The organism is Paenalcaligenes niemegkensis (assembly GCF_022230885.1).
Classification (GTDB): Bacteria; Pseudomonadota; Gammaproteobacteria; order Burkholderiales; family Burkholderiaceae_B; genus Paenalcaligenes; species Paenalcaligenes niemegkensis.
The window spans coordinates 343,523-358,052 of record NZ_JAKGCT010000001.1 but is presented as its reverse complement, the minus strand read 5'-3'; the positions used below and the strand labels follow the sequence as shown (position 1 = coordinate 358,052).

Sequence of the window (14,530 nt, the reverse complement as noted above, 5' to 3'; positions counted from 1 at the left end):
ACAGCGTTGTTGGCAAGTTTGGTTCATGGAAGGAATTGAGACATTGCACGCCTCGGCGTTGGCCGAAAAAAGCGGTGTATGGCTCAGTTCAACGACCAGTATCGTTTTTTTAGACGGTACTGCTCGTTGGGCTGATTAGCTCGATGGTTTTAACTTGTTCTTTAACAATCTGGAAAAAGCACAACGAAGTGTATTCATGATGCATCGCGATAATATATCGGGATGTGTGAATATGCGGGTTGTGATTGCAAAATCAACAATTTTGTTCAAATAGTTCTCAATATAGATAGCGCATTGATTAATCAATGTGGATATTGTGAGTGATGAACGGCACAACGCGAAAACTCATAATCCTATAATTAGCCTAAAGCGTTATAGGATCAAGCGAATAAGTGCATGCGGCGGATGCCTTGGCGATCACAGGCGATGAAGGACGTGGTAGTCTGCGAAAAGCTACGGGGAGCTGACAAACAAGCTTTGATCCGTAGATGTCCGAATGGGGGAACCCACGACAGCGATGTCGTATCCTACACTGAATACATAGGTGTAGCGAAGCTAACCAGGTGAACTGAACCATCTCAGTAGCCTGAGGAAAAGAAATCAACCGAGATTCCGGAAGTAGTGGCGAACGAAACCGGACCAGCCTTAACGTGATAGTCGATTTGATAGTTGAATGATCTGGAAAGGTCAACCGTAGTGGGTGATAGTCCCGTAAGCGAAATCAAATCGGTGGTACTAGGCGTTAGACAAGTAGGGCGGGACACGTGAAATCCTGTCTGAATATGGGGGGACCATCCTCCAAGGCTAAATACTCGTGATCGACCGATAGTGAACCAGTACCGTGAGGGAAAGGCGAAAAGAACCCCGGAAGGGGAGTGAAATAGATCCTGAAACCGCATGCATACAAACAGTAGGAGCACCTTCGGGTGTGACTGCGTACCTTTTGTATAATGGGTCAGCGACTTACATTCAGTGGCAAGCTTAACCGAATAGGGGAGGCGTAGCGAAAGCGAGTCCGAATAGGGCGAATCAGTCGCTGGGTGTAGACCCGAAACCAGGCGATCTATCCATGGTCAGGTTGAAGGCACGGTAACACGTGCTGGAGGACCGAACCCACTAATGTTGAAAAATTAGGGGATGAACTGTGGATTGGAGTGAAAGGCTAAACAAGCCTGGAGATAGCTGGTTCTCTCCGAAAACTATTTAGGTAGTGCCTCGCGTATTACTGTCGGGGGTAGAGCACTGTTATGGCTAGGGGGTCACAGCGACTTACCAACCCATGGCAAACTCCGAATACCGACAAGTACAGCGCGGGAGACAGAGCACCGGGTGCTAACGTCCGGACTCAAGAGGGAAACAACCCAGACCGCCAGCTAAGGTCCCTAAAACGGGCTAAGTGGGAAACGAAGTGGGAAGGCATAGACAGTCAGGAAGTTGGCTTAGAAGCAGCCATCTTTTAAAGAAAGCGTAATAGCTCACTGATCGAGTCGTCCTGCGCGGAAGATGTAACGGGGCTAAGCCGGTTACCGAAGCTGCGGATGTGCACGTTTACGTGCACGTGGTAGGAGAGCGTTCTGTAGGCCTGCGAAGGTAGCTTGTAAAGGCTGCTGGAGGTATCAGAAGTGAGAATGCTGACATGAGTAGCGATAAAGGGGGTGAAAAGCCCCCTCGCCGTAAGTCCAAGGTTTCCTGCGCAACGTTCATCGGCGCAGGGTGAGTCGGCCCCTAAGGCGAGGCAGAGATGCGTAGCTGATGGGAAGCGGGTTAATATTCCCGCACCATTGTAAAGTGCGATGGGGGGACGGATCGCGGAAGGTCATCGGAGTGTTGGACGTCTCCGTTGGGGCATCGAAGAAGGCGCTTAGGCAAATCCGGGCGCGTAATTCAAGGGTGTCACTGAATAGGGCTACGGCCCTAAACTGATTGGAAGTGGTTCCAAGAAAAGCCTCTAAGCTTCAGCTTTACAAGACCGTACCGCAAACCGACACAGGTGGACGGGATGAATATTCCAAGGCGCTTGAGAGAACTCAGGAGAAGGAACTCGGCAAATTAATACCGTAACTTCGGGAGAAGGTATGCCCTGGTAGTGTGAGGTGCTTGCGCACTGAGCATGAAGGGGCCGCAGAGAAATGGTGGCTGCGACTGTTTATTAAAAACACAGCACTCTGCAAACACGAAAGTGGACGTATAGGGTGTGACGCCTGCCCGGTGCCGGAAGGTTAAGTGATGGGGTGCAAGCTCTTGATCGAAGCCCCGGTAAACGGCGGCCGTAACTATAACGGTCCTAAGGTAGCGAAATTCCTTGTCGGGTAAGTTCCGACCTGCACGAATGGCGTAACGATGGCCACACTGTCTCCTCCTGAGACTCAGCGAAGTTGACGTGGTTGTGATGATGCAATCTACCCGCGGCTAGACGGAAAGACCCCATGAACCTTTACTGTAGCTTTGCATTGGATTGTGAACCGGCCTGTGTAGGATAGGTGGGAGGCATTGAAGCGTGGACGCTAGTCTGCGTGGAGCCAACCTTGAAATACCACCCTGGTCGTTTTATGGTTCTAACCTAGGTCCGTTATCCGGATCGGGGACCGTGCATGGTGGGCAGTTTGACTGGGGCGGTCTCCTCCTAAAGTGTAACGGAGGAGTTCGAAGGTACGCTAGATACGGTCGGAAATCGTGTCGATAGTGCAATGGCATAAGCGTGCTTAACTGTGAGACTGACACGTCGAACAGGTACGAAAGTAGGACATAGTGATCCGGTGGTTCTGTATGGAAGGGCCATCGCTCAACGGATAAAAGGTACTCTGGGGATAACAGGCTGATACCGCCCAAGAGTTCATATCGACGGCGGTGTTTGGCACCTCGATGTCGACTCATCTCATCCTGGGGCTGTAGCCGGTCCCAAGGGTATGGCTGTTCGCCATTTAAAGAGGTACGTGAGTTGGGTTTAAAACGTCGTGAGACAGTTTGGTCCCTATCTGCCGTGGGCGTTGGATACTTGACGGAGCCTGCTCCTAGTACGAGAGGACCGGAGTGGACGTACCGCTGGTGTATCGGTTGTCATGCCAATGGCATTGCCGAGTAGCTAAGTACGGAAGAGATAACCGCTGAAGGCATCTAAGCGGGAAACTCGTCTGAAGATTAGGTATCCCGGGAGCTTGACTCCCCTGAAGGGTCGTTCGAGACCAGAACGTTGATAGGCTGGGTGTGGAAGTGCAGTAATGCACGTAGCTAACCAGTACTAATTGCCCGTGAGGCTTGATCCTATAACCGTTTAGGTTAGTGGGTTTTCAAGTGTCGTTCAGAAACAAAAAAACGCAATACCACACACGCAAATGACATGAATACATGGTTCAGACAGCCTCACGCCCCCAGGGCGACGCTGTTGACACCGCATTGTGCTTTTTCCCAGATTGGCCTTTTGGGCTCAACGATGCGTTGAGCGCGAGGGGCACGCAAGTTTACGCTTGACGACCATAGCAAGGTGGCACCACCCCTTTTCCATTCCGAACAGGACCGTGAAACGCCTTTGCGCCGATGATAGTGGACGGACGTCTGTGAAAGTAGGTCATCGTCAGGCACTTATACGAAAAACCCCCGCTCGTGATCGAGTGGGGGTTTTTTTACGTCTGCTGCTTTCGCGCCCTGCAGCCCGTGCCGGGCTCTGCGTTTGCCGGGCCAGCCCGGCTCTTGCTAGCCAAACAGACCGTATTCATCCAGTAGCTCATACACGCGGCTACGCTGCCGTTAAGAGAGCGATCTCCCTTGTTGCCATCAAATATCAGCCGCTGAGAACGTATTCTCGTCTGCAGCTGGCTATTACTACTGCCTACCTCGCCCAAGAGGGCAAGGTAATGATCCACAGCAACGTGCAGGGGGTCTTGGCTGTATTTTTGAACTGGTGGGGCATGGTGGCAGGAATGCGGAAACTGTCGCCTGTTCTGATGATGAATTTTTCTTTTTCCAGCCACAGCATCATTTCTCCCTCAAGTACATAGCAGCACTTTTCACCTTCTGAGGTGCGATAGCCTACGCCTGATGACCCTCCTGGGTTTAATGTGATTTCATACACTTCCAGGTTGCTGGGCTCTGGTGGCGTCAGCAATTCCTTGATCACTTTATTATCGGCGAGCGTTAAACGCCGGCGATGTTCGAATCGCACGATATGACGTTCTGCTGATGTCGCAGAAAGATCGTGCTCATCATTAAATAACTCTGCGACTGGTACGTCCAATGCCATGCTTAGAGAGCGTACCGAACGTAAGGAGGGGGTAGATAGGCCACGCTCTATCTGGCTGATCATAGCCGCTGACAGATTTGTCTTTACAGCCATTTGTTTGATCGACATTCCGGATTGCTTGCGTATTCTGCGCAGCGTATTGCCTAGTCGGAGATCGGCTTGGGGATCGGCTTCTTGAGGGGCGATAACTGTGGACGGTTTGACCATGCGTAAATGTGAAAAATTGGTTTAAGCCCCTTGGCCTTTGAAGTGCACCGAATGCATTTCAAAGCAGGCGTTTAAAAGAGTTACACAAATCGGAAAAGGCTGAACCTAATATATCGATAAATTTTGCTAAATTGCTCGGGGTATTCCCTTGTTAAGCCTGTAATTTAGGGTTTGCTTCATTGACGAACAGTCTCACTAAAGAGTAAAAATGTTGATACTCATAGTGAAATTTAAAATTAAAATTCATTGTATCTGAAATTAGGAGCTGGGGAATGACAAAGAAAAACCAAGATGCCTGGTTGTACGAAGGTGGTCGTATTACCCGACGTCAACTGCTTGCACTTGCTGCTGCAACAGGCATGAGCGTGATGTATAACGGAAAAGCCCTGGCGCAACAGCCTGCTGCAGCCACAGCTCCCCCAGCAGCTCCTAAAGGTCAGGTGGTTGTCGGTTTGTCTCAGGAAAGCACAGTATTTAATCCATTGCTATCCTCTATTGAGGTCGATCATGGCGTTTGGTGGAATCTCTATGATCCGTTATGGAACTGCGATGAAACAGGCCAGCTTCATCCGAAGCTGGCGACAGAAATTCCTTCTGTAGAGAATGGAGGCGTTTCTGAGGACGGCTTGAACTGGCGCATTCGTTTGCGAGACGATGTGGTCTGGCATGATGGCACCCCCTTTACCGCTGAAGACGTTAAATTCACTCTTGAGCTGATTAATAATCCTGATTTCAATTCCCGCACCCGTCAAGGCCATGAGCTTGTAAAAAACATTCAAGTTGTCGGCCCGCACGAATTAACGTGGGAAATGGACCGCTTGTATGCTCCTTACTGGTCTCAATTAAGCTCAACCTTTATGGTGCCTGCGCATATCTTGGGCAAAGCTGACGATCCTAATACGGCGCCCTTTAATCAGCAGCCCGTCGGTACTGGGCCATTTAAATGGGGCAGCCGAACCTCGGGCGATCGTCTGGTCCTCGAGGCAAACACCGATTACTTCGGTGATGGACCGTATATAGAGCGTCTGGTCTTTAAATACATACCTGATATGAACGCGCTGTATACCCAGTTTAGAACTGGACAAGTCGATATGGTCGGCATCAACGGTATCTTGAACAACTTTTACGAAGAAGCTAGTCAGCTGCCTGACCTGGTGATCGATGTGAATCAGACAGCAAGTATTGAATCCATCACGCCTAATCATGAACATCCTGCGTTAAAGCATAAAGAGGTCAGACAAGCCCTGTACCAAGGCATAAACAAACAGGCCATTATTGATCTGATCTATTACGGCTTGCCCGCCCCTACCGAGTCTTTTTTACCTAATGAGTCCTGGGCCTATAACGCGGATTTGCCGAAGCAGGTATACGATCTTGATGCAGCGAATGCGATATTGGATGAGGCTGGATGGGTCCGGGGCAGTGGTGGTATACGTGAAAAAGACGGTGTAAAGCTGGCCTTTGACTTATCGACTACCAGCGGCAGCGAATTGCGTGCACAAACTCAGCAGCTAATACAGCAAGACTGGCTCAAGCTAGGCGTTGACATGAAAATCAATAACATGCCAGCAGCAGTCATGTGGGGGATTTCTGGTTTAAATCAGAGTTCGAAAGCACCTTGGTAGCCGTTAATTTCATGACTGGAAGCGATCCTGACGTTAGTTACCGCTTTAACAGCCAGGCGACTCCACGTAAAGGTGGCAGTGGAAGTAATGTTTCCCAGTATGCCGACCCAAAGGTCGACGAACTGCTGCTAAAAGGACAAACCACCATTAATCACGACGAGCGCAAAGCCGTTTACCTTGAGCTTCAAGAGCTGCTTCGGGAAGACCTGCATATCTTGCCGCTCTACCAGATGGCACGTATCGAAGGCTACAAGAAAGGCTTGATGGGGTACAAGAACAACGTCAACGTGTTGTCTAACAGCTGGAATGCCGGCACCTGGTATTGGGCTAGTTAATTATGGCGATTTACCTCGCAAGGAGGCTGTTCTTAGCGATCATAATATTACTTTTGGTCACTATGATCGGCTTCTCTATTTTGCATTTGGCCCCCGGCGGGCCTATGTCTCAATATGCGTTGTCCAGCGATCTGACTCTTGCCGATATGGCCAGAATCGAAGCGCAGCTGGGGCTTGACCGACCCATGTTGATTCAGTATGCCGAGTGGCTATGGCGAATGCTGCAGGGCGACTGGGGGAATTCATATCGAGATCAGAAACCTGTGCTGCAGATTATTGCGACTCATGTAGGGGCTACTTTCGAGCTGATGTTTTCCGCCACTGTTCTGGCTGTTTTGTTGGGCGGCTGGATTGGAGTGATGGGTGCTGTCAAACGTAACTCATTTTTCGATTCGCTATCTACGATAGGATCCATGATCGCAATTTCCATTCCTACCTTTTGGTTTGGACTGGTTGTGATTTATATCTTTTCAGTCGAGTTGCAGTGGCTGCCCTCAGGGAACCGTTTCACCGCGGGCGATGGGTCGTTCCTGAATCATCTGCATCATCTGATTGCTCCGTCGATTGTCCTGGCGCTGGTAAGCACCGCTACCTGGAGCCGTTATATGCGTTCGTCCATGCTTGACGTACTGCATCAAGACTTTGTGCGTACCGCTAAGTCCAAAGGGCTATCTGACCGACGAATTTTGTTTACACATATTTTGCGTAACGCCATGCTTCCCATGATAACGATTGCTGGATTACAGCTTCCTACACTGTTAAGCGGAGCCCTGGTCACAGAAACCGTCTTCGCCTGGCCGGGAATGGGGCGTCTCTTTTTAGATTCCATTAGCTACAGAGATTACCCGACGGTGATGGGCATTCTTATGTTCACTGCCATATTAGTGCTGATCGGCAGCTTGCTGGCTGATATTTCGTATAGCTTGGTCGACCCGCGTATAAGGATGAACGGATGAGTGGCGTCAATGTTTCTGCCGTGGTGGATCCGGCTGTTCTGAGCGCTGATGCTCCGCGTAAATCGAACTCGGGCTGGAGCCGATTTTTACGGCACCGCCTGGCCATGTTCGGTGTGCTTGTCATCACACTGCTGGTGCTAGGCTGTGCTTTTGGGCCGTATTTGCTGACGCATGATGATATGTCCATCAATATTCTTGCCCGGTTTACTCCACCTTTTCAAAGTGAGTACATCTTAGGGACAGACCAGCTAGGACGAGACATGTTGGCCCGGCTCCTGTCGGCGGGACGGATCTCGTTGGCGGTTGGTTTTGGCTCGATGATACTGAGTATGCTGATCGGAGTAACCATAGGCGTGATTGCCGGCTACTACGGTGGTGTTATTGGTGCAACGCTAATGCGTTTTGTGGATGCCGTACTTTGTTTTCCTACCATTTTCCTGTTGCTGGCCTTATCGGCGTTTATTAAGCCAGACGTCTTCACCATCATCTTATTGCTAGCTGCTACGGGCTGGATGGAAGTGGCCCGTATCGTCGAAGCGCAAATTCGTTCACTAAAAGAACGCGACTTTACGATTGCAGCTTTGGCGCTGGGCGCAAGCGATGCACGGATTATGTTCAGAGAGCTGCTACCCAATGCTGTCGCGCCCATTGTGGTCGCGGCCACATTGAATGTGGCCACCGCGATTTTAATGGAATCCTATATCAGCTTTTTAGGCTATGGAATTCAACCGCCAACGCCAAGCTGGGGCAATATGCTGGGCGGAGCACAATCGTATCTGCAGAGTGGCCCCTGGCTGGCAATTTTGCCTGGTTTGATGATCACCCTGGCAGTGACGAGTATTAACTTTATTGGTGATGGCCTGCGTGATGCGCTGGATCCCAGGGCGGAGGCCTAATGTCTACGTTAACGACTGATATGCAGCATGCGACAGATGGACAGAAAGAGCTCACTCCGATTCTGGATGTGCGAAACTTGAGCGTAAAGTTTCGTACGCCAAACGGCATGGTTACAGCGGTAAACGACGTTTCTTTTACGATCAATCAAGGGGAAACCGTTGCCTTGGTGGGCGAGTCGGGCTCCGGAAAGAGCGTAACGAGTCTGGCCATCATGCGCCTGACGCCACCAGCCCCTCGAGCCGTGCTATCTGGCGAAGTCCATTTGCGGGACGCTAATGGAGACAGCTACGAAGCGGTCAGCGCTTCAGAACGACAGATGAGGGCCTTGCGTGGTGGCGTAGTGTCGATGGTGTTTCAAGAGCCAATGACATCCTTCAATCCTCTACATACCATTGGCAATCAAATCTCAGAAGGTGTGCGTCTGCGGCATGGCTTGAGTAAAAAGGCGGCGGCGGATCGTGCTGCAGAGCTATTAGAGCTCGTAGGCATTACCGATCCTTTGCACCGGCTGGCAAACTACCCGCACGAGCTTTCGGGCGGCATGCGCCAGCGAGCAATGATTGCCATGGCGCTCTCAGGTGACCCCGCCTTGCTTATTGCTGACGAGCCTACCACGGCCCTGGACGTCACGATTCAGGCGCAAATCCTGGAGCTGTTGCAGGAGCTGCAGGCTAAGACCAATATGGCGATGCTGTTCATTACCCATAATTTAGGGGTAGTGGCCGAGGTCGCTGACAGGGTCATGGTGATGTATAGCGGTCGCATTGTAGAAAAAGCGGATGTGGTAACTCTTTTAAAAAACCACGCATGCCCTATACCGTGGGTCTATTAAAGTCGGTGCCAAAGCTGAGTGTTTTTGATGGACATCAAAAGCCACTGCCAGCTATCCGGGGAAACGTGCCCAGTCCCTTTAATCTGCCTGCAGGCTGCAGCTTTTCCGAGCGCTGCGACTATAGCCGGGATCCGGTCTGTACGACGAAGGTCCCACCGCTGGAAGCAATTGGCGAACAACACTCAGTGCGCTGCGCGCGTTGGCGTGAACTATCTTGGGAGTGATGGATGTATCAGGATACTGAGGTGTTGCTGGAGGTCGAAGGACTCAGCAAAGAGTTTGTTTTGCAGCGTGATGTTTTGGGCAGGACTGAAAAGTCGTTGAAGGCTGTGGATAACGTTTCTTTTAGTCTGCATAAAAAAGAGGTGCTGGGGCTGGTAGGCGAGTCCGGTTCCGGGAAAACGACGGTGGGCAGAACGTTGTTGAAACTGGTTGAGCCAACCCAGGGTTCTATTCATTTCGAGGGCCGCGATATCAGTAAGCTGTCCAGGCGGGCGATGCGTCCGGTTCGACAGCGTATGCAAATGGTGTTTCAAGATCCTTATGCTTCGTTAAACCCTAAGCATACTGTAGAGCAGATTGTAGGAGCGCCGTTAAAAATACATGGACTTGGTTCCAGTGATGCGGATCGCCGGCAGCAGGTGCACGACATACTGGAAATCGTTGGAATTCGGCCGGAGATGGCTCAGCGCTATGCGCATGAGTTTTCCGGCGGGCAGCGTCAGCGTGTAGGCATTGCCCGTGCCTTGATCTGTAAACCCGATCTGTTGATCGCCGATGAACCAGTTTCGGCCCTGGATGTCTCCATTCAGGCGCAAGTGGTGAATCTGCTGCTAGAGCTCAAGCAGGCCCTGGGGCTAACCGTGCTGTTTATTGCTCACGACTTGTCCGTGGTGGGCCATATTTCTGATCGTGTAGCGGTCATGTATTTAGGACGGATCGTTGAGATTGCCCCTACCAGGCAGTTGTTCATGCATCCCCAGCACCCTTATACCGAAGCCTTGCTGTCGTCGGTGCCTGTGCCAGATCCTACGATCAAAAGGCGTGCCCGGATTATGTTGGAGGGCGACATACCCAGCCCAATCAATCCACCCTCTGGCTGTACGTTCAGGTCGCGCTGCCGGTACGCCATTGATCGGTGCGCCGAGCATGCGCCAATTCTGGAAGAGCAGGCGCCGGGGCACTTCAAAGCTTGCATACGCGATGATCTGAATTTAAGAGCCGCATTTTAGCGTTCAATTGTTGTTACTCTCCAGAGGGAGAAGGTCATGTCTTTAGATGTGTTGTCGGTACCAAGTAGCGAGAAGGTTCCCGCTCGGGCTGATGTAGTAGTTATAGGCGGTGGAATTATTGGTATTGCAACGGCGTATGGCTTGATAAAAAAAGGTTTATCGGTCGTGGTGGTGGAAAAAGGAAGAGTCGCTGCAGAGCAGTCCAGCCGGAACTGGGGCTGGTGCAGGAAGCAGAATCGGGATGAACGGGAACTCCCGCTTATTAAAGCCAGTCTGGATCAGTGGGAGCAAATTCAGCTGGATACAGGACGGGACATGGGTTTTAGGCGCACAGGAATCACCTATGTCTCGGATAGACCTGCCGATATGGCTGCCTGGGAAAGCTGGAATCAAATGGCCCGCGGCTATGATGTTGACAGCCGAATGCTGAGCTCTGTCGAGGCCAAGGCGATGGCCTTGCCCGCCGAAGGCCAGTGGCTGGGCGGGTGCACCAGCTCAAGCGATGGGCGGGCGGAACCCGGCATTGCGGTGCCCACACTGGCGTTGCTTGCGCAAGAGCAGGGCCTGATTATTTTGCAGAACTGTGCAGCCCGGGGTCTGGAGCGATCTGCAGGCAGGGTATCAGGAGTCGTCACAGAGCGGGGCTCGATACAGACCAATGCGGTCGTATGTGCTGCGGGGGCGTGGTCTGCCATGTTTGCGCGGCATCACGGTCTTGCATTACCTCAAGCAGGTGTCTACAGCACCTCTATGCGCACTGAGGTCGCACCTGAGGTCATCAGCGGCGGTTTATCGTTGCCTGGCCTGACAATACGGCGTCGTCTGGATGGCGGCTATACGCTGGGACTGGCCGGACGGGGGCGAGTGGAGCTTAGCCCCCAGGGGATGAAATACGCCAGGGCTTTCTGGCCTACCTATAAAGCTCGCAAGGAAGGCGTAAAAATTCGTGCTGGCAAATCTTTTTTCCGCGGACCCGAAGCTTTCAGGCAGTGGTCCGCACAGCAAGTCAGTCCATTCGAAGAAGTCCGTGTTTTGAATCCTGCGCCTGATCTTAGCCTTGTTCGGGAAGCTGAAGAGACACTCGCAAGGTACGTGCCGGCTTTGGCTGGAGTGCGTGTTATCGAGTCTTGGGGCGGGTTCATCGATAACACCCCGGATGCTATTCCGGTGATTGATGAAATACAAAGTTGCCCTGGCTTCTATTTATCCACAGGCTATAGCGGACACGGCTTTGGCATCGGCCTTGCGGCCGGTCAGCTGACCGCTGACCTGGTTGCAGGTGACCGCCCTATTGTGGACGCCACCGCGTTTCGCTACAGCCGGTTTTTCGACGGTAGCGATTTGGGTAAACCGGGAATGATGTAGCCCTTAGGGTAGTGGGCTGTTGACGGTCAGTAGCCGCGCTTCAGATCGTACTGATTGGGCAGCGATTCCCCACGTCGATGACGCGTGATGCTATCGGCCACATAGCTGACTCTGGCCGCTCTGGAGGGGTTGGCGGCAATATGCGGGGTAACGATAACCTTGGGGTGATTCCAGTATGGCGAGTAGCTGCTCAGGGGTTCTTCGCTAAAGACGTCAAGAATTGCGGCGCCGACGTGCCCCTTATCTAGCGCGTCGAGTAAAGCCTGATCAATAATGTGGTCGCCACGTCCTGCATTGATAATTCCCGCGCCTTCTGGAAGCAGGTTAAGCGTCTCTTCATTTAAAATGCCGGCCGTTTCCGGTGTGCTGGGCAATAGGCAGATCAGGATATCGCAGCAGCTTAAGAAGGGGGCGAGTTCGTCTTTGCCGGCATAGGACGCGACTTGCCCTACCTTTTTACGGCCCCTGGACCAGCCAGAGACTTGAAAGCCCACATTCGCCAGCATCTTGGCGCAGCTTTGTCCTAAGCCTCCTAAACCCATTACTCCTACCCGGCGTTGGGCTGCGGTGCGGGGTATGTCGTAGGTATGCCAGACTTTTCTTTCTTGCTGCTGCAAGGCCTGATCGATGCGCAGATGCAGGCTAAGCACCGCCCAAGTCACGTACTCAGCCATACGCTGCCCGGTTTCTTCGGTGACCATGCGCACGAGGGGAACGGCTGGAGGCAGCGAAGGATCGATCAGTAAGTGGTCGATTCCGGCTCCGCTACTAAATATTATTTCCAGGTTTTTATAGCTTGCCAGCCTTCCTGCTTCGGGTTCCCACACCAGGGCGTATCGGATTTCGTCCGGAATAATGTCCGGATCGTCCCACCACTGTACTTTCAGCTCAGGTAAATGTTGTGCGAACAACTCACGCCATTGCGTGATGCAGGCGGCAGTGCCCGACTTAACAATCAACGACACCCGTGATTCCTTATTTATTATTTGATAAGACCTGATGAGTATAAGTAAAAAAGCTGTTTTTGTTAGACGGGTTTACGATAGCGCAAACAACCGTAGTGGGCTTCTAGCGGAAATCGGATTACTCCGCAAGGACGTATTTCCACAATCGTTCGTGTGAAAGTGAGTCACTACTATATTTATTGCGTTTTACACGCATTACTTATAACGGAGGAGAGACTTATGACCCACCCGACACTGATCCGCATGGCGGTGGTGGCCGCGCTGCTGTCGCCTATGGCAGCCCTGACTGCGGCACCGTCTAAGCAGGGCTGCAAGACGACAGCCGAATGTAATGCCCTTGCGGCCAAGATTGGCACATCTGCTGGCATTCCAAGCGGCCCGCCCACAAGCGAAAATGACAGGCAGGAAGACCAGTTTTATTGGCTTAATAAAATCAACAAAGCCTCGATTGTGATGCTTCAGGAGGAGGGCATCATTACGAAGGACACGGCGCTTACCTTGGCCAAGGGAGTGGACCATACGATCAGGCAGGCCGATGCGGAAGGAGGAAAGAGGCCTTCAGACGTGTTGCAGATCGAAGGCATAATAAGTGAGGCGATCGGGCCGGATGCCTCGCTGGTGCATACTGGGCGCAGCCGCCAGGATATGTATGCAACGTTCCGTATGGCTCAGTTACGCAATCAGATGCTGGACTATTTTGAAGTGCTGACTGTTTTGCGTGCCAATCTGCAGCAACTGGCATCAGAGCATGTGGATACAGTCATGCCTGCCTACACCAATGGGGTGCAGGCCATGCCTATTTCCCTGGCTCATTACTTGCTCGCCTATGATGCTTCTTTTGAACGGGATGCTCAACGCATGGCCGGGCTTTATACCAGGATGAATCTTAGTGCGATGGGAACAGCAGTACTGGCCAACTCCAGTTGGCCCCTGAACCGTGAACGGCTGGCAGAGTTGCTGGGCTTTGACGGCGTTATCGAGAATTCTTTGGATGCGGGCCAGGTCAGCCCTTCTGATGTGTCTCTGGAAGCCATGGCGATTCTGAATTCGGGTGCGATACGGCTGGGCGCTTTCATGAATGACGTTCATACTCAGTACCACCAGACACGGCCATGGATGCTACTGGACGAAAGTGCTACCTATTCAAGCAGCGCTATGCCGCAGAAACGTAATCCGGGGCTGATCATGAGAGCGCGAGAAGCGGCTTCCAATGTCGTTGGATTGACTCATACCGTAACGATTCGCGCCCATAATGTCAGTACGGGCATGACTGACTACAAGAACCCCTGGGCCGAACTGGGCGTGGTCGCCCACGCTGTAAACATGATTCGCAATACGAATCGGGTGTTGGTAGCGCTGAAGGTTGATCCCGAGAGATCGCTTGAGGAACTGGAAGACGATTGGACAACCTCAATGGAACTGGCTGAGGTTTTGCAGAAGGACCATGCGATCCCATTCCGGGTTGGGCATAGTTTTGCGTCGTTGGTTGTTTCCCGCGCACGTGCAGACGGTTTGCGTCCCCGAGACTTTTCCTATAATGTTGCCGCCGAACTGTATAAAAAGGCGCTCGCCAATTACGATTTGCCTGTTTCGGACTTACCCATATCCGAGCAGCGATTCCGTGATGTGCTGTCGGCACGCAAGATGGTCGAGACCCGGCTGGGTACTGGAGGCCCCCAGCCCGCAGAAGTAGAGCGCATGCTTAAGAAGTCCCAGAACGAGCTGGCTCAGTCGCAGGCCTGGTTGGAGGAGAGGCGGGAGGGTTTGGCAAACGCAGATAAAATGTTGAGCGATGCGTTTGACCGGCTGCTGCCTTAGCCGGCATCGACCGCGTCTACCACGCTTTAGCTGTTAAACGCTTTTGTCAAAGTAAAAAAAC

Annotated in this window: 11 protein-coding genes and 2 rRNA genes; 11 read left to right on the top strand and 2 right to left on the bottom strand. The window is 52.1% G+C overall.

Annotated features, from left to right (window positions below; translation table 11 throughout):
* Nucleotides 1–378 precede the first annotated feature (378 nt).
* Both L1889_RS01775 and rrf read left to right on the top strand, forming a co-directional pair.
* Nucleotides 379–3,263 (top strand): 23S ribosomal RNA (locus L1889_RS01775).
* 200 nt (nt 3,264–3,463) lie between these two features.
* Nucleotides 3,464–3,577: ribosomal RNA gene (gene rrf, locus L1889_RS01770) — 5S ribosomal RNA — on the top strand.
* Nucleotides 3,578–3,826: 249 nt separating this feature from the next.
* Here rrf and L1889_RS01765 read toward each other — a convergent pair.
* Nucleotides 3,827–4,444: a helix-turn-helix domain-containing protein gene (locus tag L1889_RS01765; RefSeq protein ID WP_257793802.1), complete on the bottom strand. Its 618-nt coding sequence runs from the start codon at nt 4,442–4,444 to the stop codon at nt 3,827–3,829.
* Between the two features lie 272 nt (nt 4,445–4,716).
* Between L1889_RS01765 and L1889_RS01760 the strand changes: the two genes are divergently transcribed.
* From L1889_RS01760 to L1889_RS01725, 8 genes are read left to right on the top strand one after another with little or no spacing between them, the layout of a single operon-like run.
* Nucleotides 4,717–6,069 (top strand): peptide ABC transporter substrate-binding protein, encoded by a 1,353-nt coding sequence (locus tag L1889_RS01760; RefSeq protein WP_238663609.1) that lies wholly within the window; start codon nt 4,717–4,719, stop codon nt 6,067–6,069.
* Between the two features lie 11 nt (nt 6,070–6,080).
* On the top strand, nt 6,081–6,404 hold the full coding sequence (locus L1889_RS01755; protein ID WP_238663608.1) for a hypothetical protein: 324 nt from the start codon (nt 6,081–6,083) through the stop codon (nt 6,402–6,404).
* 2 nt (nt 6,405–6,406) lie between these two features.
* Nucleotides 6,407–7,360 (top strand): ABC transporter permease, encoded by a 954-nt coding sequence (locus tag L1889_RS01750; RefSeq protein WP_257793801.1) that lies wholly within the window; start codon nt 6,407–6,409, stop codon nt 7,358–7,360.
* On the top strand, nt 7,357–8,256 hold the full coding sequence (locus L1889_RS01745) for an ABC transporter permease (protein ID WP_238663606.1): 900 nt from the start codon (nt 7,357–7,359) through the stop codon (nt 8,254–8,256). Before L1889_RS01750 ends, L1889_RS01745 begins: the two co-directional genes overlap by 4 nt.
* A complete protein-coding gene (locus L1889_RS01740) occupies nt 8,256–9,089 on the top strand; it encodes an ABC transporter ATP-binding protein (RefSeq protein ID WP_238663605.1) in 834 nt (277 codons plus the stop codon). Before L1889_RS01745 ends, L1889_RS01740 begins: the two co-directional genes overlap by 1 nt.
* A complete protein-coding gene (locus L1889_RS01735; RefSeq protein WP_238663604.1) occupies nt 9,065–9,313 on the top strand; it encodes an oligopeptide/dipeptide ABC transporter ATP-binding protein in 249 nt (82 codons plus the stop codon). Before L1889_RS01740 ends, L1889_RS01735 begins: the two co-directional genes overlap by 25 nt.
* A gap of 3 nt (nt 9,314–9,316) precedes the next feature.
* On the top strand, nt 9,317–10,321 hold the full coding sequence (locus L1889_RS01730; RefSeq protein ID WP_238663603.1) for an ABC transporter ATP-binding protein: 1,005 nt from the start codon (nt 9,317–9,319) through the stop codon (nt 10,319–10,321).
* Between the two features lie 36 nt (nt 10,322–10,357).
* Nucleotides 10,358–11,686 (top strand): NAD(P)/FAD-dependent oxidoreductase, encoded by a 1,329-nt coding sequence (locus L1889_RS01725; protein ID WP_238663602.1) that lies wholly within the window; start codon nt 10,358–10,360, stop codon nt 11,684–11,686.
* A 26-nt stretch (nt 11,687–11,712) separates the two neighbouring features.
* On the opposite strand, the gene L1889_RS01720 is transcribed toward L1889_RS01725, so the two are convergent.
* On the bottom strand, nt 11,713–12,651 hold the full coding sequence (locus L1889_RS01720) for a 2-hydroxyacid dehydrogenase (protein ID WP_238663601.1): 939 nt from the start codon (nt 12,649–12,651) through the stop codon (nt 11,713–11,715).
* Between the two features lie 219 nt (nt 12,652–12,870).
* Here L1889_RS01720 and L1889_RS01715 point away from each other — a divergent pair, with 219 nt between their 5' ends.
* Nucleotides 12,871–14,469 carry an argininosuccinate lyase gene (locus L1889_RS01715; protein ID WP_238663600.1) on the top strand — a complete coding sequence of 533 codons (1,599 nt, stop codon included), beginning with the start codon at nt 12,871–12,873 and terminating at the stop codon, nt 14,467–14,469.
* The last annotated feature ends 61 nt before the right edge of the window (nt 14,470–14,530 follow it).